The sequence below is a fragment of the Streptosporangium sp. NPDC050148 genome (genome assembly GCF_055586505.1).
Window position 1 is genome coordinate 19,242 of the sequence record NZ_JBVJIA010000026.1, and the last position, 22,305, is coordinate 41,546.

Consider the following 22,305-nt stretch of genomic DNA (forward strand, 5'->3'; position numbering starts at 1 on the left):
GCACGGAACCCCGGAACCCCGGAAACCCGCAGGACGGGTCACCGGCCCGTGCCCCCATCAAGGAAGAGGCCCATGCTCACCACCCGTTATGTCCCCGGCGCCCCCAACTGGATCGACCTGGGCACGCCCGACGTCGAGGCCGCAGCCGCCTTCTACGGTTCCCTGCTCGGCTGGAACTTCCGGTCGGCCGGTCCGCAGGCGGGCGGCTACGGCTTCTTCGAGCTCGACGGCAAGGTCGTCGCCGCCGTCGGGCCGCTCACCCAGGAGGGGGCGGTTCCGGCGTGGACGCCGTACTTCCACACCGCCGACGCCGACGCCACGGCCAAGGCGGTCGAGCAGGCGGGCGGGACCGTGCGCATCGCGCCGGACGACGTCTTCGACAAGGGCAGGATGGCCGCGTTCACCGATCCCGGCGGTGCGGAGTTCGCCGTCTGGCAGCCGGGCACCACCAAGGGTCTGGACCTCGTCACCGAGAACGGCTCCCTGGCCTGGCTGGAGCTGTACGTCCCTGAGCTGAACGTCGTCCGTCCCTTCTACCAGGCCGTCTTCGGCTGGAAGGTCCAGGACATCGCGTTCGGCGACATGCCGTACCTGCTGCTGTCGACCGCCGGTGACGACAGCCAGGACCTGGGAGGCGTCATGGCGCTCCAGGAGGGGGACAGACCGCACTGGCTGTCCTACTTCGAGGTGGCCGACTGTGACGCGTCCGTCGCCCGGGTGCGGGAGCTCGGCGGCGGCCTTGTCGCACCCGCCGTGGACATCGAGGACGTCGGACGTTTCGCCGTGCTCTCCGACCCCCACGGCGCGCGCTTCGCCGTCATCGCCAGCGTCGGCTGACACCGACGACGTGAACGACCGTCCCCGGCGAGGTCCGGCTCGTCGGGTGACCGGCCCCGGATCCCGGACCGGTGCGGGAGTGCCCGGCCGCTCCGCGTGAGGCGGCCGGGTCGCCGCCCGTGGCGGTCAGCCGGGGCAGGCTTCGCGGCATGCGCCGAAGCGGCCTTCGTCCGGCCGGGTGAAGCCGGTCTCCGGTGTGCCCCGTAACGCCTCGGTCATCGTCTCCCTCCAGATCGGGCCGGGAATCGACGCGCCGTCCACCCGCTCGTAGTGCCGACCGCCGACGGTGACGTCCAGCAGCGCGTGCTTGAACGCGCCGCGCGGGTCGCCGAGGCTGACGGCCGAGGCCAGGGCGGGGGTGTAGCCGGCGTACCAGGCCGCGATGTAGCCGTCGGACGTGCCCGGCATGCCTGCCGCCTCACGGCCGACGCCCTGCGGCACGCTCCCCGCCAGGGCGTCCGACAGCACCGCGGTGACCGCGTCGGCGACCGCCGGGTCCAGGACCTCCCGGCACCGCGGCGGGAAGGAACGTGGCGTCCCCGAGGCGTCGCGGATCTCCGTGATCACCGTCGGCTCGCAGAAGCGGCCGCGGGCGGCGAGGGTCGCGTAGGAGTTCGCCACCGAGACGGGGTCCGTCTCGTTGATGCCGAGCGTGAACGTCTCGAACTCCCGCAGCGGACGGCCGTCGGTACGCCGGAGCCCGAGCCGTTCGGCCGTCCGGACGGTCTCGCACAGGCCGACCCTCTCCTCCAGGCGCATGAAGAAGGTGTTCACCGCCTCCGCGGTGCCCGACCGCAGGGTGACGAAGCGCTCCCCCTTCCTCTCCCGGTTGACGATGGAGTGGGCCGGATCGGCGACCTGCTGATCCGCGCAGTTCCTGAACGACGAGAGGCTCGGGGCCCGGTACTCGTCCGAGACGAGGAGGCCGTCGTCGAAGCGCAGACCGGCGGCGAAGGCCGCGGCCAGGGTGTACGGCATCGCCGTCGTGCCCTGCTGGAAGCCCGGCACGTCGCCGTTCCCGCTGCTGGTCACCATGGCCCTGATCGCGCCCTTCCCTGGGACGATCATGACCTGGGCGGCGACCTGGGGGTCGTCGCGGTGGACGCGGGCATCGACGGCCCGCTGGGCCGCCCGCTGGAGCCGCTGGTCGATCGTCGTGCGGATCGTCAGGCCGCTTCGGGCGGGCAGTCCCGGGTCCACGGCGGCGAGTTCTCGCCCGACGTACCGGCAGAGGTAGGGGTGCCCGCTGTTCGCGCAGTCGCCCGAGAACTCCTCGATGACGGCGCCCTCGACGTCCAGCAGCACGCTTTTCCGGGCCGCCGGGGGGACAGGGGCGGCGGAGGGGGAGACCGGGGGCGTGGCGGTGGAGGCCGAGGCCACGCGGTTCACCTCCGCGCCGTCGTCCGCCGGAGTTCGCAACACCAGGAGAACGGCGACCAGCGCGCCCACGACGGCGACGCTCAGGAGAACCAGCAATGCCTTCATCGTCGCCCCTTGATATGTCCCGCAATATACGCAGATCATCCTGGAAATGCATGACATGGGCAAACAGATGAAAATATCGGTGGTTTTAGGGACATGAATGCGGCGGGTTTCCGGACGGGCGGGATAGGTCCCTGTGAAGGGTCCTTCCCGGGCCTTTCATATCCCCGGGCAGTCGTTTCCGGATTGGTGCGGATCCGGTCCCTTCATGGGGAGGATCGCCGTCCGGGACGCCGGGCCCGGAAGCCGCCGTCCGCGACGCCGCCGGTGAGGACGCCACCGGCGAGGAGGTGCCACCGGTGAGGGGGCGCCGCGGGTCAGGTCTTCCGCCGCGGGTCAGGTCTTCTCGGGACGGATGCCCAGCTCCTCGGCGACGTGCTTCACGTGCTCGTCGCCCATGCCGTGGCGGAAGGTCTTGACGGCCAGCTCCGAGGGGTCGTGGAAACCGAGCGCCTGCAGTGCCTCGACCGCCTGCGTGGCCAGCGGCCCGATGTCCGCCCAGACGACCGGCCTGCCGATCGTCCAGTTGACCGATCTCGCGCCGGCCGTCTCGGGCGTCCAGCCGAGCTCGAACAGCCGCCGCTCGCGGTCGTTGCCGGGGGCGTCCCGATCCGGGAGCTCCCCCGACACCGGCCGGTAGTCGAGCGCGCCGGTGTCCATGAAGCCGAGACGATCGCTCATGAACTGCACCCCGCCGCGATCTCTGTCGGTCAGGATCACGGCGCTGTCGGTGGGGAGGGTCTGCAGCACCCAGTCCAGGCGCCGTCGCAGGTCCTCCCAGTCGGTGCACAGGGCGGGAGCGCCGGTGGCCGTGGGCCGCTCGTCGCGATCCCTGAAACGGAACGGGGCGTCGAGGGGGCCGTCCTCGCCCCACGTCCAGCAGCGCAGCCGCTCCGGCGGCACGGCGAGCACGTCGCGCAACGCGCCGATGACGGCCTCGGCGCGACCCAGGAGGAACTCCACGTCCCTCTCGTACCAGGTCCAGCCGACGGTCCAGGTGGGACGGATCTGCGAGGTCCCGGTGGCCTCCAGTCTCCAGCCCAGCGCGTGAAGCCGCTCCCGCTGGACGTCGGAGAGCCCGCGCGCCTCGAAGATCTCCGCGCAGACGTACCTGTCCATGAACTTGCTCAGGATGACGTACGTCCTGGTCGCCGGGTCGCCCAGGCGTATGCGGTCACCCGGCACGTTGGAGCCGTCCAGGTACTGGACGATCCACGGGGGAGCCGCCCCGACCTCACCGTGGTAGGGCTTAGCGAGGACGTCCCAGGCCGAACCCCGCGGGTCGTCGCCGCGGCCCTCGGAACCGTGAGTGTGCGCGTTCATTCGATACGTCCAACGGGCTCGTACGGGAAAGATCTTCCGCCCGATGCTACCGGCCGGGGTGGTACGTGCCGACCGGGCGGACATGATGTGGAACCTCCGGGTCCGGCCGTATCGTGGGGCGCCGCGGCGCAGGTCGTGTGACGGCTGGCCGGCCGGGCGGGCACCGTGAGGGCGTGACGAGGAGGTTCCATGTCGGAGGGGCCGGTGGCCGTGGCCGCCCGGAACAACGCGGAATGGTGCGACCTCGTGTGCCGCGGTCACGGCCTGCCCGGTGAGTTCGGCCCCGGGTTCTGGGTGAACCGGCGTCACCGCCTGGCGTACTACCCGAGCCTGGTCACACTGTCGCCGCGGACGAGCGCGCAGGACGTCGTCCGGGCCCTCGGCGCTCCCGTGCCGGGGACCGGGGTGAAGGACAGCTTCGCGGCCCTCGACCTCGGCCCGGCCGGGTACGAGCCGCTGTTCGAGGCGACCTGGATCCATCGTCCGGCGGGACGTGACCGGCCCGCCGGAGGCCCCCTGAGCTGGGAGGAGGTCACCTCCGCGGAGGAACTCGACGCCTGGAGGTCCGCCTGTGCGGACGAGGCCGCCGACGTCTTCCTGCCGAGCCTGCTGGAGAGCCCGGAGTGCAGGGTCGTCGCCGGTCGCATCCGCGGGTGCGTCGTCGCGGGCGCGATGGTGAACCTGTCCGGGCGGGCCGTCGGGGTCTCCAACGTGTTCTGCGGTGAGCGGGACCCCGACGAGGTGTGGGGCGGCCTGCTGGACGCGGCGGCCCGGATCGCCCCCGACCGGCCGGTGGTGGGGTACGAGCGGGACGGCGCGCTGCGCGCCGCGATCCACAACGGCTGCCGGCCGATCGGGCCCCTGCGGGTGTGGGTCCTCCCGGCCGGCGGGTGACGCCGGTACGGGAGATTCCGGCTCCGGGTAGGGACCCTCAGACGTCCCGCCGGGAGAAGGCCGTCCAGGAGGTCGCGGTGAGCAGGAGCGCCCAGGCGGTGAGGACGAGCAGACCACCGGTCCGGCCGAGGGAGGTGCCCGGGTCGTCCGCCGTGCCGAGGAGATCGAGGGCCGCCTCGTGAGGGAGGAGCCTCACCAGCTCCGGCAGGCCTGCCCGCAGCAGTGGCGAGATGAGGACCGGCGTGACGACGAGCACGGTCAGCGGGATGACGACGCTCCTCGTGACGACGGCGAGGCCATGGGCGATCAGGCCGAGCAGGAGGTGGACGCCCAGGAGCGCCGCGAGGTCACGGGCCGCGGCACCGGCCCCGAGGTGCCCGCCGGTGACCTGCGGGACGTACCGGACGAGGTGGGCCGGAAGGATCGCGGGGACCGTCGCGAGCAGGACGGCCACCGTGGTCGCGGCGAGCCGGGCGGCCTGGAGCCGGTTCCGGCCGGGGACGGCGGCCAGGCTGACGCGGATCTGCCCGGTGCGGTACTCGCCGCCCGCGGTGTGGACGGCGATCGCGACGAGGACGTAGGCCGGGGACAGCATGAGCGTGCCCAGCCGCTCGATCGCGACCGGCCCGTCCTGACCGGCGATCCGCACGGCGTCCGTGGTGGCCAGGACGGAGAGGACGAGGTTCGCGGCCGACGCGAGGGCCAGGGCGATCCAGGTGGCGGGAAGGGTACGGATCTTGAGGAGCTCCGAGGCCAGCACGTCGCCGAACCGTGGGGCGCGGGTGGTCCGCGAAGCCTCTCCGGGCCGGAGGAGCGCACCGGGCCTTCCGAACCCGGCGGACCCGCCGGGTCTTCCGGGATCGCCGGGCCCGTCGGTCCTGACGGTCCTCCCGGTGCTCATCGCGCGTCCCTCCTGCCGAGCGTGATCCCGGCGATGAGCGTGGTCACCAGAACCCAGCCGACGAGCACGAGCAGGCCGTGTACCGGCCCGGCGCTGAGATGGTTCGCCCCGGCGTCCAGCAGCAGGTTCCGCCCGGCACCGGCCGGGAGGAACGCGTCCAGGCCCGGCCCGGTCCGATCCGGTGATCGCATCATGGTGAGGGCGAGCAGGACGACGGTGACGACGATGCCGATCAGGGTGCTCCGGGCGATGACGGTGATCGCGAAACCCGTCAGCGAGAACAGCACCGCGAAGACGACGAACCTCCCCTGGCCGAGGAACGCGTCGCCGGTCAGGAGCAGACCCGGGTTCCAGTCCTTGACGGCGGCGTACGTGAACGCGGTGCTGATCCCCGCGATCAGGACCGCCACGGCGAGCAGGTACGCGGTGGTCGCGAGGATCTTCGCGGCCAGCAGCCGGCCCCTGCGCGGGACCGCGAGCACGGTCAGCCCGAGCTGGTGCGAGCGGAACTCCTGCCCGGCGATCACCGCGGCGGGGATCGGCAGGAACACGCCGATCTGCAGGGAGGCCGCGACGAGCATGTCGAGGATCGCCTCGGTCGCCGGCCGGGGGTCGCCGATGAAGATCTCGATGATGCCGCCGGGGGTGATGTTCGCCACCGCCTCGGCGTAGAGCCCGGCCGAGGCGGACATGACCAGCACGTCGAGGGCGAGGATGATCCCGGTGACGATCCACACGCCCGGCAGGGTGAGGATCTTGGACAGTTCCGCCCGGGTCGCGTGCAGCACGGCGCCCGCCGTCCCGCTCCGGGACGGCCGGCCGGTGGGCGCGGGGGACGTGCGCGGCACGGCGCTCACCGTCCCGGTCCCGGGCGGTCGCCGGTGAGCGCGAAGAACGCCGCCTCCAGCGACGGGTGCCCCGCGGTCACCTCGGCGACGGGGCCCTGGGCGACGACGCGGCCGTGGTCGATGACGACCACGTCGTCGGCGGTGCCGGCCATCTCCGCCATCAGGTGGCTGGACAGCAGCACGGTGCGGCCGGACGCGGCGTGGTCGCGCAGGAGGGTGCGGATCCAGCGGATCCCCTCCGGGTCCAGCCCGTTCGCGGGTTCGTCGAGGACGAGGATCTCCGGGTCGCCGAGCAGCGCCACGGCGATGCCGAGCCGCTGCCCCATCCCCAGCGAGTACTTCCTCACCCGCTGCCGGGCGACGTCGGCCAGGCCCACGACGTCGAGCACCTCGTCGACCCTGCGCCGGGGTATCCCGTTGGACCGGGCGACCCAGGCGAGGTGGTCGACGGCCCGGCGCTCGGGCACCGGGCCCGCCCCGTCGAGCAGCGCCCCGACGGTGCGCAGCGGGTACTCCAGGTCGCGGTACCGCTTCCCGTTGATCGACGCGGTGCCGCTCGTCGCCGCGTCCAGGCCCAGCAGGATGCGCAGCGTGCTGGACTTGCCGGCTCCGTTCGGGCCGAGAAAACCGGTGACCCGGCCGGGACGCGCGGTGAAGCCGACGTCGTCGACGGCCACCTTGTCCCCGTACCGCTTGCTGAGCCGAACAACCTCGATCATCGCCTGCCTCGCCGTTTCGCCGTCTCGTCGGATGGACGGCTTCAGCCTGCGGCGCGAGGACCCCGGCCCGCGTCACCCGAAAGTAGACACCTGCCGGACCGGCACCGGCGGGACCGCTCCCGGCGGTGTGCGGTCACCCGCTCCGCGGCTCGTGCAGCAGCCCCGCCTCGTAGGCGAGCACGGCCAGGTGCGTGCGGTCGTTCACGCCGAGCTTGGCGAACATGCGCCGCAGGTACGTGCGGACCGTCTCCACGCTCAGGAACAGCTCGTCGGCGATCTGCTGGTTCGTGTACCCGCGCGCGACGAACCGGACGACCTGCACCTCCCGCTCGGAGAGCACCTGGCCGGCGAACGCGTGCCCGCGCTCGGGCCGGTGCGGCGCGAACCGCCGCAGGAGCCTCGCGGTGACCTCCGGGGCGAGGACGGCGTTGCCCGCCCGTACGGTACGGACCGCCTGGAGCACCTCCGGAGGGGAGGCGTTCTTCAGCAGGAACCCCGACGCCCCGAGCGTCAGCGCCTCGTACACGTACTCGTCGAGATCGAAGGTCGTCAGCATGATCACCCGGGTGCTCGTGTCCCGCAGGATGCGACGCGCCGCCTCCAGCCCGTCGGTGCCCGGCATCTGCACGTCGAGCAGCGCCACCGCCGGTCTCAGCGCCCCGGCGAGCCTGGCCGCCTCGGCCCCGTCGGCCGCCTCGCCGGCGACCCGGAACCCCTCGGTCCGGTCGAACAGCTTGCGGTACACGCCGCGGAAGCGCTCGTCGTCGTCGGCGAGCAGGACGCCGATCACCTCGCCCTGCGTCCCGGGCCCGCCCGCCGGCCCGGTCACGGGGCACTCCCGGCGGGCAGGCGGGCGACGACCTCGAACCCGCCGTCCGGGTGGTTGCGCCAGGTCACGGTGCCGTTTACCAGACGGGCCCGCTCCCGCATCCCCGGCAGCCCGGACCCGGAGCCCCCGTCCTGCCGGGCCCCCGGGCCGTGGTCGCGGACGCTCGCGACGATCACGTCACCGTCCCGGCGGACGTCCACCGCGCATCCCGCGCCGCCCGCGTGCCGGACCACGTTGCTCAGCCCCTCCTGGACGATCCGGAGGACCACCGCGCCGACGGCGGGGTCGACGTGCCCGTTCACGTCGATCCGCGCGTCGACGCCCACCCCGGCGCCGCGCGTCGCGGCGACCACCGAGGGCAGCTGCGCGATCCCGGCGACCGTCTCCCGCGCTCCCGTGGCCGCCCCCCGTGCTCCCGGGTGCGCCTCCCACGAGGTCGCACCCGCCTCCCGCGATTCCGCGTCCGGGACCGGGACCGCGTCACGACCGCCCGCGTCCTCGCGCCCGACCGGGGGAACGGGAGCCGAACGCAGCATCCGTACGAGAGCCTGTACCTCCTCGAGCGCGCTCCTGGCGTGCGCCTCGATGCCGGCCAGCGAGTCGCGCAGCTCCTGCTCGCCCGCGTCCGGCAGGGCCCGGGTCACGCCCGCCTCCGCGCCGATCACCCCGAGCGCGTGGCCGACCACGTCGTGCACCTCGCGCGCCACCTCCAGCTGCACGCGAGCCCGCTCCGCCTCCCGGGCCGCCGCGATCCGCCCGGCGACGGTGGCACCGAGCAGCCAGGCGACGCTCAGCGCGGCCACGGAGAGGAGCAGCCGCTGCCCGGCGCCGCTCACCCCCTCCTCGGGGACACCCGTCACCGCCGTCAGCGCCGCGACGGCTCCGGCCAGGACGAGGACGAACGCGCGGGTGCGGGAGGCGCGGGCGATCGCGAGGGAGTACAGGCACCACGCCGTGGCGAGCATGGGGTCCTGGCACACTCCCAGGGCCGCTCCCGCGACGGTGGCGATCCCGGCCGCGGCCGTCGCCGGGACCGGCAGGCGCCGCCGGAAGATCATCGCCGCGCCCGCGACCGAGGCCAGCACCAGCCCGGCCACCAGGCGCGGCGGGTCCGCGGCCCCGAGCGCGGGCGGCACCCAGAACACCCCGACGACGCCGGCCGCGACCAGGGCGTCCGGGAACGGCCGCGTCCCGTCGTCGAAGCCGGTCACGACTCGGTCGGCGAGAGGGCGGGTCCGCATCACCGCACCCTATGTCGTGGCACGGCGCTCGTCGGAACGGGTCCGGCGGTCGGGACGGGCCCGGTCGCCGGGGAGCGGGGACCGCCGGGACATCTGGAGCAGGCCGGTGCCGCACCCGCGGTCGTGGGCCCGGTGCCACCGCGAGGGGTTCCTCCGTTCGCAGCAGACCCGCCGCTGCCCGAGGAACTCGACCGTGGTGCACGTCGACGAGCCGGAGCGGATCTCGGCCTTGCGGCCGGTGGCGTCGCCGTCGCCGCCGGCCCGTGAACCGGTCGTCGTGACGGTCGCGGCCGAGGGGTTGGAGCCGGTGACCGCGCCGGGGAAGAGGCTGCCCGAGGCGGTCGCGATGTTCACGATCGCCCCGGAGGCGATGTCGGCGCGGGTGGCGACGTGGGTACTCGTGCAGGTCGTGGACTCCTGCGGCGCCAGGCTCGTCCGCGGGCAGGTGACCTGTGGTGGTGCCCCCGATGCCGAGGAGATGTCGCTCACCCGCACGTCGCTCAGCGTCGTGTTGCCGGTGTTGACGACCAGGTAGAAATAGGTGATCGTCTGCCCTTGCCCGACGGTGCTCGGCTCGGCGCTCTTCAGCAGCGTCAGGGCGGGGGTCGCCACGGTGCTGACGGTCGCGGTCGAGACGTCCGAGGTCGCCACGATGCCCAGCCGGGAGGTGCCCGAGGCCGTCGCGGTGTTCACGATCGCGCCGACGTCGACGTCGGCCTGGGTGGTGACATAGGTGCTCGTGCAGGTCGTGGTGTCCTGCGGCACGAGTGTCGTCACCGGGCAGGTGATCGCCGAGGGCGTTCCGGATCCGGTGAAGACGGTGGTCGTCACGCTCACCCCGTTCAGCGTCGTGTTGCCGGTGTTGACGATCAGGTAGGAGTAGGTCAGGGTTCGTCCCACACCCGTCAGCGTGCTCGGTGACGCCGTCTTCAGCAGCGCCAGGCTGGGAGCCGGTGCGATGGCCACCGCCACCGTGGACGGGGCCGAGGCGACCACCACGGCCGCCAGGGGCGGGGTGACGGCCGCCGCGGGAGCGGTGCCCGACACCCCGGACGCCTGGGCCGTGTTGAGGATGGTCCCGGCGTCGATGTCGGCCTGGGTGGTGACGTAGGTGCTGGTGCAGGTCGTGGCCTCCTGCGGCGCCAGGGTCCACGTCGGGCAGGTGATCGCGCCGGGCGTTCCCGTACCGGAGAACGAGGTGGTCGTCATGCTCACCCCGTTCAGCGTCGTGTTGCCGGTGTTGACGATCAGGTAGGAGTAGGTGAGGGTTCGTTCCGCGGCCGTCAGCGTGCTCGGTGACGCCGTCGTCAGCAGCGCCAGGCTGGGAATCGGCTCCTTGCTGACCGTCGCGGTGGAGGGGACGGAGGTCACCACCGGTCCCATGGGCGGCGTGCCCGAGGCGACGGCGCTGTTGACGATCGACCCGGCGTCGACGTCGGCCTGGGTGGTGACGTAGGTGCTCGTGCAGGTCATCGAGTTCTGTGGCGCCAGGGTGGCCGACGGGCAGGTGATCCGCGAGGGCGTGCCCGAGCCCGAGAAGAGGATGTCGGTCACGTTCACGCCGCTGAGCGTGGCGTTGCCGGTGTTGATGATCCTGTACGAGTAGGTGATCGTCTGGTTCGGCCCGAGCAGCGCCGTCGGGTCGGCGGTCTTGAGCAGCGCCAGCTCGGGGGCCGGTTCGGCGATGATCGCCACCGTGGAGGGGGCGGAGGTGACCGCGGGGCCGGACGGGGGCGTGCCCGAGGCGGTCGCGGTGTTGACGATGGACCCGGTGTTGATGTCGGCCTGGGTGATGACGTAGGTGCCGGTGCAGGTCGTGGTGTCCTGCGGCGCGAGCATCGTCACCGGGCAGGTGACCTGCGTCGGCGGGCCGGACCCCGAGGAGGTGTCGGTCACGCTGATGCCGGTCAGCGTGGAGTTGCCGGTGTTGACGACGTCGTAGGAGTAGAGCACCGTCCGCCCCGCGGCCGTCACCGTGGTCGGCGACGCCGTCTTCAGCAGCGCCAGGCCGGGGGCGGATACCTCGACGACCGTCGCGGTGGAGGGGGCGGAGGTCACGACGAGACCGGTGGACGACGTGCCCGAGGCGGTGGCGGTGTTCACCATGCCACCGGCGTCGATGTCGGCCTGCGTGGCGATGTACGTGCCGGTGCAGACCGTCGTGGCCTGGGGGGCGAGGGTGGTGGCGGGGCAGGTGACCTGCGGGGGCGTGCCGGTGCCGGAGAAGGCGGTGTCGGCGACGCCCACACCGGTCAGGTCGGTGTCCCCGGTGTTGACGATCGTGTGGGAGTAGGTGATCCGCTGTCCCGCGGCCGTCACCGTGGTCGGCGACGCCGTCTTCAGCAGCGCCAGGCCGGGGGTCGGCTCCTTGCCGACCGTCGCGGTGGAGGGGGCGGAGGTCACGACGAGACCGGTGGGCGCCGTGCCCGAGGCGGTCGCGGTGTTGGTGATGACTCCGGCGTCGATGTCGGCCTGGGTGGTCGTGTAGGTGCTCGCGCAGGTCGTCGTGTCCTGGGGAGCGAGCGCGGTGACCGGACAGGTGACCCGCGGGGGTGTGCCCGACCCCGAGAAGAACGTGCCGGTCACGGTCACTCCGGTCAGGGTGGCGTTGCCGGTGTTGACGATCACGTACGAGTAGGTGATCGTCTGGCCCGCCTCGGTCGCGGAGGTGGGGGAGGCCGTCTTCAGCAGGGCCAGGGCGGGAGCCGCCTCGACGGCGACGGTGCCGGTGGAGGGGACGGGGGGCATGGCGGGGCCTCCGGGCGGTGTGCCGGTGACGGTGGCGGTACTGACGACGGCTCCGCCGTCGATGTCGGCCTGGGTGACAACGTAGGTGTTGGCGCAGGACATGCTCTCCCCGGGCGCGAGGGCCGTGCCGGGGCAGGTGATCGCGGTGGGGGTCCCGGTGCCGGAGAAGGCGGTGGTGGCCATGCTCATGTCCGTCAGGACGGTGTTGCCGGTGTTGGCCACCAGATAGGAGTAGGTCACCCTCTGCCCGGCCGTGGTCACGGCGGTCGGTGAGGCGGTCTTGAGCAGTGCCAGGCCGGGAGCCGGGGTGGCGGTCACCGTGGCGGTGGAGGGTTCCGAGGTTACGGCGGGCCCGGTGGGTGGTGTGCCGGTGGCGACGGCGGTGTTGACGACGCTTCCGGCGTCGATGTCGGCCTGGGTGGTGACATAGGTGCTCGTGCAGGTCGTCGAGTCCTGCGGGACGAGGGCGGTGACGGGGCAGGTGATCGCGGTGGGGGTCCCGGTGCCGGAGAAGGTGGTGGTCGTCACCCCCACGCCGGTGAGGGTGGTGTTACCGGTGTTGGCGATCGCGTACGAGTAGGTGATCGTCTGGCCCGCCTCGGTCGCGGCCGTGGGGAAGGCCGTTTTCAGGAGGATCAGGGCCGGGGCGGCGGTAACGGTGACCGTGGCGGTGGAGGGGGGCGAGGTCACGGCCGGTCCGGTGGGGGGTGTGCCGGTGGCGACGGCGGTGTTGACGACGGACCCGGCGTCGACGTCGGCCTGGGTGACGACGTAGGTGCCGGTGCAGACGGTGGTGTCCTGGGGGGTGAGCGTGGTGGCCGGGCAGGTGACCTGCGGGGGCGTGCCGGTTCCGGTGAAGGCGGTGGTGCTGACGTCGAGTCCGGTCAGGGTGGTGTTGCCGGTGTTGGTGATCAGGTAGGAGTAGGTCACGCTCTGCCCGGCGGCGGCCACGGTGGTCGGCGAGGCGGTCTTGAGCAGCGCCAGGGTCGGGGCGGCGGTGGCGGTGATCGTGTTGGTCGACGGCGGAGAGGTGACGGCCGGTCCGGCAGGTGGCGTGCCCGTGGCGACGGCGGTGTTGACGACGCTTCCGGCGTTGATGTCGGCCTGGGTGACGATGTACGTGCCGGTGCAGGTCGCCGAGGTCTGCGGGGCGAGCGTGGTGACGGGGCAGGTGATCGCGGGGGCGGTGCCGGTTCCGGTGAAGGCGGTGTCGGTGGCGCCGAGTCCGGTCAGGGTGGTGTTGCCGGTGTTGGTGATCAGGTAGGAGTAGGTCACGCTCTGCCCGGCGGCGGTCACCGTGTTCGGCGAGGCGGTCTTCAGCAGGGCCAGGGTGGGGGCGGACGGGGCGGTGACCGTGGCGGTGGACGGGTCGGAGGTGACGGCCGGTCCGGTGGGCGGTGTGCCGGTGGCGACGGCGGTGTTGGTGATCGCGCCGGCGTCGATGTCGGCCTGGGTGACGGTGTAGGTGGCGGTGCAGACGGTGCTCTCCCCGGGGGTGAGGACGGTGACCGGGCAGGTGATCGGGGTGGGGGTTCCCGTCCCGGTGAAGGCGGTGGTGGTGACGTCCACCCCGGTCAGGGTGGTGTTGCCGGTGTTGGCCACCAGGTAGGAGTAGGTCACGCTCTGCCCGGCGGCGGCCACCGTGGTCGGCGAGGCGGTCTTGAGCAGCGCCAGGGCGGGGGCGGCGGCGGTGGTGACCGTCGCGGTCGACGGGGACGAGGTCACGGCCGGTCCGGTGGGCGGTGTGGCCGTGGCGACGGCGGTGTTGACGATGGCCCCGGCGTCGATGTCGGCCTGCGGGACGACGTAGGTGCCGGTGCAGACGGTGGTGTCCTGGGGGGCGAGCGTGGTGGCCGGGCAGGTGATCGCGGGGGCGGTGCCGGTTCCGGTGAAGGCGGTGGTGGTGACGTCCACGCCGGTCAGCGTCATGTTTCCGGTGTTGGTGATCAGGTAGGAGTAGGTCACGCTCTGCCCGGCGGCCGTCGCCGTGTCCGGGGAGGCGGTCTTCAGCAACGCCAGGGTGGGAGCGGATGGGGCGGTGACCGTGGCGGTGGACGGGTCGGAGGTGACGGCCGGTCCGGCAGGTGGCGTGCCGGTGGCGACGGCGGTGTTGACGATGGTCCCGGCGTTGACGTCGGCCTGGGTGACGATGTACGTGCCGGTGCAGGTCGCCGAGGTCTGCGGGGCGAGCGTGGTGACGGGGCAGGTGATCGCGGGGGCGGTGCCGGTTCCGGTGAAGGCGGTGTCGGTGGCGCCGAGTCCGGTCAGGGTGGTGTTGCCGGTGTTGGTGATCAGGTAGGAGTAGGTCACGCTCTGCCCGGCGGCGGTCACCGTGTTCGGCGAGGCGGTCTTCAGCAACGCCAGGGTGGGGGCGGACGGGGCGGTGACCGTGGCGGTGGACGGGTCGGAGGTGACGGCCGGTCCGGTGGGCGGCGTGCCGGTGGCGACGGCGGTGTTGACGATGGCCCCGGCGTCGATGTCCGCCTGCGTGGCCACGTAGACGTTGGTGCAGGTCGTGCTGTCCCCGGGGGGGAGCGTGGTGACCGGGCAGGTGATCGCGGTGGGGGTGCCGGTCCCGGAGAAGGAGGTGGTGGTGACGTCGAGGCCGGTCAGGGTGGTGTTGCCGGTGTTGGCGACCGTGTACGAATAGGTGATCGTCTGGCCTTCCTCGGTCGCGGTCGTGGGGAAGGCCGTCTTCAGCAGGGTCAGGGTGGGGGCGGACGGGGTGGTGACCGTGGCGGTGGACGGGTCGGAGGTGACGGCCGGTCCGGTGGGCGGTGTGCCGGTGGCGACGGCGGTGTTGGTGATCGCGCCGGCGTCGATGTCGGCCTGGGTGACGGTGTAGGTGGCGGTGCAGACGGTGCTCTCCCCGGGGGTGAGGACGGTGACCGGGCAGGTGATCGGGGTGGGGGTTCCCGTCCCGGTGAAGGCGGTGGTGGTGACGTCCACCCCGGTCAGGGTGGTGTTGCCGGTGTTGGCCACCAGGTAGGAGTAGGTCACGCTCTGCCCGGCGGCGGCCACCGTGGTCGGCGAGGCGGTCTTGAGCAGCGCCAGGGTCGGGGCCGTGACGGCGGTGACCGTGGTGGCCGACGGCGCGGAGGCGACGGCCGGTCCGGTGGGCGGTGTGCCGGTGGCGACGGCGGTGTTGGTGATCGCGCCGTTGTCGATGTCGGCCTGGGTGGTGAGGTACGTGCCGGTGCAGACGGTGGTGTCCTGGGGTGCCAGGGTGGCGACCGGGCAGGTGATCGCGGTGGGCGTGCCGGTGCCCGAGAAAGCGGCGTCGGTGACGCCCACGCCGGTCAGGGTGGTGTTGCCGGTGTTGGTGACCAGATGTTCGTAGGTCACGCTCTGCCCGGCCGCGGTCACCGTGTTCGGCGAGGCGGTCTTGAGCAGCGCCAGGGCAGGCGCGGCAGGAGCGGTGACCGTCGCGGTCGACGGGCCGGAGGTCACGGCCGGCCCGATGGGCGGCGTGCCCGAGACGGTCGCGGTGTTGACGATGCTCCCCGCGTCGATGTCGGCCTGGGTGACGGCGTAGGTGCCGGTGCAGGTGGTGTTCCCCCCGGGGACGAGGACGGTGACCGGGCAGGTGATCGCGGTGGGGGTGCCGGTGCCGGTGAAGGCGGTGGTCGTCACGGTCACCCCGGTCAGGGTGCTGTCGCCGGTGTTGGCCACCAGATAGGAGTAGGTCACGGTCTGCCCGGCCGCGGTCACCGTGCTCGGCGAGGCCGTTTTCAGCAGCGCGAGGCCGGGGGCCGGCTCTCCGGTGACCGTGGCGGTGGACGGGGCGGAGGTGACGGCCGGTCCGGTGGGCGGCGTGCCCGAGGCGACGGCGGTGTTGACGATGGCCCCGGCGTCGACGTCCGCCTGGGTGGTGAGGTACGTACCGGTGCAGGTGGTCAGGTCCTGTGGCGCCAGGGTGGTCACCGGGCAGACGATCACGGGAGCGGTACCGGTGCCCGAGAAGGCGGTGTCGTTCACGTCGAGGCCGGTCAGGGTGGTGTTGCCGGTGTTGGCGACCGTGTACGAATAGGTGATCGTCTGATCCACTTCGGCCGCGGCCGCGGGGAAGGCCGTCTTCAGCAGGGCGATGGCCGGGGCGGCGGTGGCGGTGACCGTGGCGGTGGACGGGTCGGAGGTGACGGCCGGTCCGGTGGGCGGCGTACCGGTGGCGACGGCGGTGTTGGTGATGCCTCCGGCGTTGATGTCGGCCTGGGTGACGACGTAGGTGCTCGTGCAGACGGTGTTCTCCCCGGGGGTGAGCGTGGTGGCCGGGCAGGTGGTCGGGGTGGGGGTGCCGGTTCCGGTGAAGGCGGTGGTGGTGACGTCCACGCCGGTCAGGGTGGTGTTGCCGGTGTTGGCCACGAGATAGGAGTAGGTCACGGTCTGCCCGGCGGCGGCCACGGTGGTCGGCGAGGCGGTCTTGAGCAGTGCCAGGGTGGGGGCGGACGGGGCGGTGACCGTGGCGGTCGACGACGGAGAGCTGACGGCGGGCCCGGTGGGTGGTGTGGCGCCGGCGACGGCGGTGTTGGTGATGGATCCGGCGTTGATGTCGGCCTGGGTGACGACGTAGGTGCTCGTGCAGACGGTGTTCTCCCCGGGGGTGAGCGTGGTGGCCGGGCAGGTGGTCGGGGTGGGGGTGCCGGTTCCGGTGAAGGCGGTGGTGGTGACGTCCACGCCGGTCAGGGTGGTGTTGCCGGTGTTGGCCACGAGATACGAGTAGGTCACGACCCGGCCCGCCGTGGTCACCGTGGTCGGTGAGGCGGTCTTGAGCAGGGCCAGGGTGGGGGCGACGGTGGCGGTGACCGTGGCGGTGGACGGGTCGGAGGTGACGGCCGGTCCGGTGGGCGGCGTACCGGTGGCGACGGCGGTGTTGGTGATGCCTCCGGCGTTGATGTCGGCCTGGGTGACGATGTAGGTGCCGGTGCAGACGGTGGAGGTCTGCGGGGTGAGGACCGTGACGGGGCAGGTGGTCGGGGTGGGGGTGCCGGTTCCGGTGAAGGCGGTGGTGGTGACGTCCACCCCGGTCAGCGTCATGTTGCCGGTGTTGGTGATCAGGTAGGAGTAGGTCACGGTCTGCCCGGCCGCGGTCACCGTGCTCGGCGAGGCCGTTTTCAGCAGCGCCAGGGCGGGGGCCGATGGGGCGGTGACCGTCGCGGTCGACGGGGACGAGGTCACGGCCGGCCCGACAGGGGGCGTGCCGGTGGCGACGGCGGTGTTGGCGATGCCTCCGGCGTTGACGTCGGCCTGGGTGGTGACGTACGTGTTCGTGCAGGTCGTCGAGTCCTGGGGGGCGAGGACCGTGACGGGGCAGGTGATCGGGGTGGGGGTTCCCGTCCCGGTGAAGGCGGTGGTGGTCACGCCTACGCCGGTCAGCGTCATGTTGCCGGTGTTGGCGACCAGGTAGGAGTAGGTCACCACCCACCCGGCTGCGGCCACCGTAGTCGGTGAGGCGGTCTTCAGCAGCGCCAGGGCGGGGGCCGATGGGGCGGTGACCGTCGCGGTCGACGGGGACGAGGCCACGGCCGGCCCGACGGGGGGCGTACCGGTGGCGACGGCGGTGTTGACGATGCCTCCGGCGTTGATGTCGGCCTGGGTGACGACGTAGGTGCTCGTGCAGACGGTGCTCTCCCCGGGGGTGAGCGTGGTGACGGGGCAGGTGGTCGGGGTGGGGGTTCCCGTCCCGGTGAAGGCGGTGGTGGTCACGTCCACGCCGGTCAGCGTCATGTTGCCGGTGTTGGTGATCAGGTAGGAGTAGGTCACGGTCTGCCCGGCCGTGCTCACCGTGCTCGGTGAGGCGGCCTTCAGCAGCGCCAGGGTCGGGGCGGAGGTGGCGGTGACCGTGGCGGTGGAGGCGGCCGAGGTGACGGCCGGTCCCGCGGGGGGTGTGCCCGAGGCGACGGCGGTGTTGGCGATGCCTCCGGCGTTGACGTCGGCCTGGGTGGTGACGTACGTGTTCGTGCAGGTCGTCGAGTCCTGGGGGGCGAGGACCGTGACGGGGCAGGTGATCGGGGTGGGGGTTCCCGTCCCGGTGAAGGCGGTGGTGGTCACGCCTACGCCGGTCAGCGTCATGTTGCCGGTGTTGGCGACCAGGTAGGAGTAGGTCACGACCTTGCCGGCTGCGGCCACCGTGGTCGGCGACGCCGTCTTGAGCAGCGCCAGCGCGGGGGTCGCGGCCAGGATGACCGTCGCCGTCGACGGGTCGGAGGCGACGGCCGGTCCGGTGGGGGGTGTGCCGGTGGCGACGGCGGTGTTGACGATGGATCCCGCGTCGACGTCCGCCTGGGTGACGACGTAGGTGCTCGTGCAGACGGTGGAGGCTCGCGGGGCGAGCGTGGTGACCGGGCAGGTGATCGGGCCGGGGGTGCCGGAGGCGGTGGAGACGTCGGTGACGAAAACTCCGCTCAGCGTGGTGTTGCCGGTGTTGACGACCGCGTAGGAGTAGGTGATCGTCTGGCCCTCCTGCGTGGCGGCCACCGGGAAGGCCGTTTTCAACACCGCCAGGCCGGGGGCGGCGAGGGTGATGACCGTCGCGGTGGAGGCGGGGGAACTGACGCCGGGTCCGGTGGGGGGTGTGCCGGTGGCGACGGCGGTGTTGACGACGGCTCCGGCGTCGATGTCGGCCTGGGTGGTGACGTAGGTGGCGGTGCAGGTGGTGGTGGCCTGCGGGGCGAGGGTGGTGGCCGGGCAGGTGATCGGGGTGGGGGTTCCGGTGCCGGTGAAGGCGGTGGTGGTCACGTCCACGCCGGTCAGGGTGGTGTTGCCGGTGTTGAGGACCAGGTAGGAGTAGGTCACGACCCGCCCTGCCGTGGCCACCGTGGTCGGTGAGGCGGTCTTCAGCAGTGCCAGGCCGGGAGCCGGTGTGGCGGTGACCGTGGCGATCGACGGGGTGGAGGTGACGGCGGGCCCGGTGGGGGGTGTGCCGGTGGCGACGGCGGTGTTGACGACGGCTCCGGCGTCGATGTCGGCCTGGGTGGTGACGTAGGTGCTGGTGCAGACGGTGGTGGCCTGCGGGGCGAGGGTGGTGGCCGGGCAGGTGATCGCGGTGGGGGTGCCGGTGCCGGTGAAGGCGGTGGTGGTCACGCCCACGCCGGTCAGCGTGGTGTTGCCGGTGTTGACGACCGCGTAGGAGTAGGCGATCGTCTGGCCCACCTGCGTCACGGTCACCGGGAAGGCCGTCTTCAGCACGGCGAGGCTCGGAGCGGAAAAGGCGCTGACCGTGGCGGTGGAGGGGGCGGAGGTCACCGCCGAACCGGAGGGTGATGTGGCGGTGGCGACGGCGGTGTTGACGATGGATCCGGCGTCGATGTCGGCCTGGGTGACGACGTAGGTGCTGGTGCAGGTGGTGGAGGTTTGCGGGGCGAGGGTGGTGGCCGGGCAGGTGATCGGGGTGGGGGTCCCGGTGCCGGTGAAGGCGACGGTGGTGACCCTGACGCCGGTCAGGGTGAGGTTGCCGGTGTTGACGATCGCGTACGAGTAGGTCACGGTCCGCCCGGCGGCGGTCACGGTGATCGGTGAGGCGGTCTTCAGCAGTGCCAGGCCGGAAGCCGGTGTGGCGGTGACCGTCGCGGTCGACGGGGTGGAGGTCACGGCGGGCCCGGTGGGGGGTGTGCCGGTGGCGACGGCGGTGTTGGTGATCGTCCCGGCGTCGATGTCGGCCTGGGTGACGACGTAGGTGCTCGTGCAGACGGTGGAGGCCTGCGGGGCGAGCGTGGTGGCCGGGCAGGTGATCGGGGTGGGGGTTCCGGTGCCGGAGAAGGCGACGGTGGTGACCCTGACGCCGGTCAGGGTGAGGTTGCCGGTGTTGACGGCCAGGTAGGAGTAGGTCACGGTCGGCCCGGCGGCCGTCACCGTGGCCGGTGAGGCCGTCTTCAGCAGGGCGAGACCGGGGCTGGAGACGACGCCCACCGTGGCGGTCGAGGGGGCGGAGGTGACGGCGGGTCCGGTGGGGGGTGTGCCGGTGGCGACGGCGGTGTTGGTGATCGTCCCGGCGTCGATGTCGGCCTGGGTGAGCACGTAGGTGCTGGTGCAGGTGGTGGAGGTTTGCGGGGCGAGGGTGGTGGCCGGGCAGGTGATCGGGGTGGGGGTCCCGGTGCCGGTGAAGGCGACGGTGGTGACCCTGACGCCGGTCAGGGTGAGGTTGCCGGTGTTGACGATCGCGTACGAGTAGGTCACGGTCCGCCCGGCGGCGGTCACGGTGATCGGTGAGGCGGTCTTCAGCAGTGCCAGGCCGGGAGCCGGGGTGGCGGTGACCGTGGCGGTGGAGGGGGCGGAGGTGACGGCGGGTCCGGTGGGGGGTGTGCCGGTGGCGACGGCGGTGTTGGTGATCGTCCCGGCGTCGATGTCGGCCTGGGTGAGCACGTAGGTGCTGGTGCAGACGGTGGTGGCCTGCGGCGCCAGGGTGGTGGCCGGGCAGGTGATCGGGGTGGGGGTTCCGGTGCCGGTGAAGGCGACGGTGGCGACCCTGACGCCGGTCAGCGTGGTGTTGCCGGTGTTGACGATCGCGTACGAGTAGGTCACGGTCCGCCCGGCCGTGGTCACGGTGATCGGTGAGGCGGTCTTCAGCAGCGCCAGGCCGGGAGCCGGCGTGGCGGTCACCGTCGCGGTCGAGGGATCGGAGGTGATGGCGGCACCGGTGGGAGGTGTGCCCGAGGCGACGGCGGTGTTGACGACGGTCCCGGCGTCGATGTCGGCCTGGGTCAACACGTAGGTGCCCGTGCAGGTCGTCGAGCCCTGCGGTGCCAGCGTCGCCGTGGGGCAGGTGGTCACCGGTGGTGTTCCCGAACCCGAGAAGAACGTACCCGTCACCGTCACCCCGGTCAGCGTGGTGTTGCCGGTGTTGACGATCAGGTGGGAGTACGTCACCGTCTGTCCCGCCGCCACCACCGTGGTCGGCGAGGCCGTCTTCAGCAGTGCCAGGCTGGGCGCGGAGGCGACGCTCACCGTGGCGGTGGAGGGGGCGGAGGTGACGTCCGGTCCGGTGGGCGGCGTGCCCGAGGCGATCGCGGTGTCGGCGATGGCCCCGGCGTCGATGTCGGCCTGCGTGGTGACGTAGGTGCTCGTACAGGTCGCCGATTCCTGCGCCACCAGCATTCCCGTGGGACAGACGACCGCGGAATGCGGCCCCGTACCGGAGAAGGCGGTCTCGATGATCCTCACGTCGGAGAGAGGCGTCCTGCCGGTGTTGGTAATGAAATAGGAGTAGGTGACGGTCTGCCCCGCGGCCGTCACCGTGCCCGGTGAGACCGTCTTCAGCATCGCCACCGACGAGATCGGCTCCACGGCGGCCGCCGGGACGTCCTCAACGGGCACGCTCACCCGGGAGGGTGCGCCGGAGCCGGAGAACTCGACGCTCGCGCTGTTGTCGATCGCCGTGCCCGGGGAGTCGGCCCCGAGGGTGACGCGGAATCTCACGGACGTGGACCGGCCGGGGGCCAGGCTGCCGCCGCTGACGGCGTTCGCCCCGGTGCCCAGCCGCACCCGGACCCGATTGCCGGCGAAGTCTCCCTGGTCGTCGCCGGTGCGGTCGGTCTTGGGCCCGAGGTTGGGGCCGGTCGCCACGGAGATGCTCCCCGGGACGTAGACGGTGTCGGCGGGGATCGGGTCGGTGAGCACCACGCCGATGGCGGTGTCGTCCCCGGTGTTGGTCGCGGTGACGGTGTACTCCAGCACCGACCCCGGCTCGGGGTCGCCCCCGCCCACCACCACGGCGGACCTGGTGGACCGGACGTACGCCTGGCGGATCGTTCGCGTGCCCGCGGCCGCGTCCGCCCGCTCGCCGGCCTGCGCGCGGGCTTTCTCGCTCGGGCGGCCCGGCCCGGTCCCGCTCCCGGCCTCGACCTCGGCCTTGGTTCCGGCCCCGCTACCGGTCTCGGGTCCGGTCCCGGTCCTGCCTCCGGTCTCGGTCTCGGGTCCGGTTTCGGTCCCGGTCTCGGGCTGCGGCTCGCCCTCGACATCGACCTCGGCCCCGCTTCCGGTCTCGGCCCTGGTCTCGGTCTCGTCGGCCGGGGCGTCGGTGGTGGCGGGGTGAGGGGAGGCGTTTCGGCAGGTGGTCCCGGCGTGGGTGTCGACCGTTGGGATGTACAGCTTCGTGCCGGAGGTGCGCACGGCGTAGCGGATCGAGACGTCGTCCCCGGCGGGCACGTCGCCCGTCCATCTGAGCAGAGGTTCGTCGTGGGACAGTGTGCCGGCGGTCGTCAGCGTCTCGCCGACGGTGGTGGCGCCGGGGACCGCGGAGAGGTCCTCGGCGAAGCGTGCCGCCTTGGCATCGGTGTCGCCGGTGTTGGCCACGCGCACGGTGATGATCGTCCGGCCGCCGTCGCGGTATGCCTGCCGGGTCAGGCGCAGTGACGGTCCGGTCCTGCCCGGGCCGCAGGTGATCTCGAACGCGGGGACGTCCTTCGGGTCGCCGGTGGTGGCGAGGGCATGCGCCGTCGGCTCCAGGCCGACCGCGCACACCATGAGTCCAGACAAAGCGCTTTCACGG

General features: G+C 72.6%; 10 protein-coding genes. 2 read left to right on the forward strand and 8 right to left on the reverse strand.

Going from position 1 to position 22,305, the window contains the following annotated elements; genetic code table 11:
* Positions 1-72: 72 nt before the first annotated feature.
* Entirely contained in the window at positions 73-837 is a 765-nt protein-coding gene (locus ACZ6RT_RS26690; protein WP_470156858.1) for a VOC family protein, read from the forward strand.
* A 126-nt stretch (positions 838-963) separates the two neighbouring features.
* Here the strand turns inward: ACZ6RT_RS26690 and ACZ6RT_RS26695 are convergent, their stop codons facing one another.
* Both ACZ6RT_RS26695 and ACZ6RT_RS26700 read right to left on the reverse strand, forming a co-directional pair.
* A complete protein-coding gene (locus ACZ6RT_RS26695) occupies positions 964-2,322 on the reverse strand; it encodes a hypothetical protein (RefSeq protein WP_470156860.1) in 1,359 nt (452 codons plus the stop codon).
* A gap of 333 nt (positions 2,323-2,655) precedes the next feature.
* Positions 2,656-3,642 (reverse strand): TY-Chap domain-containing protein, encoded by a 987-nt coding sequence (locus ACZ6RT_RS26700; RefSeq protein ID WP_470156862.1) that lies wholly within the window; start codon positions 3,640-3,642, stop codon positions 2,656-2,658.
* A gap of 189 nt (positions 3,643-3,831) precedes the next feature.
* On the opposite strand from ACZ6RT_RS26700, the gene ACZ6RT_RS26705 reads away from it, so the two are divergent.
* Positions 3,832-4,536 carry a hypothetical protein gene (locus ACZ6RT_RS26705; protein ID WP_470156863.1) on the forward strand — a complete coding sequence of 235 codons (705 nt, stop codon included), beginning with the start codon at positions 3,832-3,834 and terminating at the stop codon, positions 4,534-4,536.
* A gap of 37 nt (positions 4,537-4,573) precedes the next feature.
* On the opposite strand, the gene ACZ6RT_RS26710 is transcribed toward ACZ6RT_RS26705, so the two are convergent.
* The 6 genes from ACZ6RT_RS26710 to ACZ6RT_RS26735 form a co-directional block, all read right to left on the reverse strand.
* On the reverse strand, positions 4,574-5,296 hold the full coding sequence (locus tag ACZ6RT_RS26710) for a hypothetical protein (RefSeq protein ID WP_470156864.1): 723 nt from the start codon (positions 5,294-5,296) through the stop codon (positions 4,574-4,576).
* 137 nt (positions 5,297-5,433) lie between these two features.
* A complete protein-coding gene (locus tag ACZ6RT_RS26715) occupies positions 5,434-6,285 on the reverse strand; it encodes an ABC transporter permease (protein WP_470156866.1) in 852 nt (283 codons plus the stop codon).
* Positions 6,286-6,290: 5 nt separating this feature from the next.
* Positions 6,291-7,004, reverse strand: coding sequence for an ABC transporter ATP-binding protein (locus tag ACZ6RT_RS26720; RefSeq protein WP_470156867.1), 714 nt, complete (start codon positions 7,002-7,004; stop codon positions 6,291-6,293).
* A 133-nt stretch (positions 7,005-7,137) separates the two neighbouring features.
* The gene (locus tag ACZ6RT_RS26725) at positions 7,138-7,833 is read right to left on the reverse strand and encodes a response regulator (RefSeq protein WP_470156869.1); all 696 of its coding nucleotides are present in this window, start codon (positions 7,831-7,833) and stop codon (positions 7,138-7,140) included.
* Positions 7,830-9,074, reverse strand: a complete 1,245-nt coding sequence (locus tag ACZ6RT_RS26730) for a sensor histidine kinase (protein WP_470156871.1) — start codon at positions 9,072-9,074, stop codon at positions 7,830-7,832. The genes ACZ6RT_RS26725 and ACZ6RT_RS26730 overlap by 4 nt, the downstream gene beginning before the upstream one ends.
* A gap of 9 nt (positions 9,075-9,083) precedes the next feature.
* Positions 9,084-22,292: a beta strand repeat-containing protein gene (locus ACZ6RT_RS26735; protein WP_470156872.1), complete on the reverse strand. Its 13,209-nt coding sequence runs from the start codon at positions 22,290-22,292 to the stop codon at positions 9,084-9,086.
* Positions 22,293-22,305 lie beyond the last annotated feature (13 nt).

Bases quoted from the DNA above. Each gene is read 5' to 3' on its own strand.
- ACZ6RT_RS26690 (WP_470156858.1), top strand. From the start codon at position 73: ATGCTCACCACCCGTTATGTCCCCGGCGCCCCCAACTGGATCGACCTG.
- ACZ6RT_RS26695 (WP_470156860.1), bottom strand. From the start codon at position 2,322: ATGAAGGCATTGCTGGTTCTCCTGAGCGTCGCCGTCGTGGGCGCGCTG.
- ACZ6RT_RS26700 (WP_470156862.1), bottom strand. From the start codon at position 3,642: ATGAACGCGCACACTCACGGTTCCGAGGGCCGCGGCGACGACCCGCGG.
- ACZ6RT_RS26705 (WP_470156863.1), top strand. From the start codon at position 3,832: ATGTCGGAGGGGCCGGTGGCCGTGGCCGCCCGGAACAACGCGGAATGG.
- ACZ6RT_RS26720 (WP_470156867.1), bottom strand. From the start codon at position 7,004: ATGATCGAGGTTGTTCGGCTCAGCAAGCGGTACGGGGACAAGGTGGCC.
- ACZ6RT_RS26730 (WP_470156871.1), bottom strand. From the start codon at position 9,074: ATGCGGACCCGCCCTCTCGCCGACCGAGTCGTGACCGGCTTCGACGAC.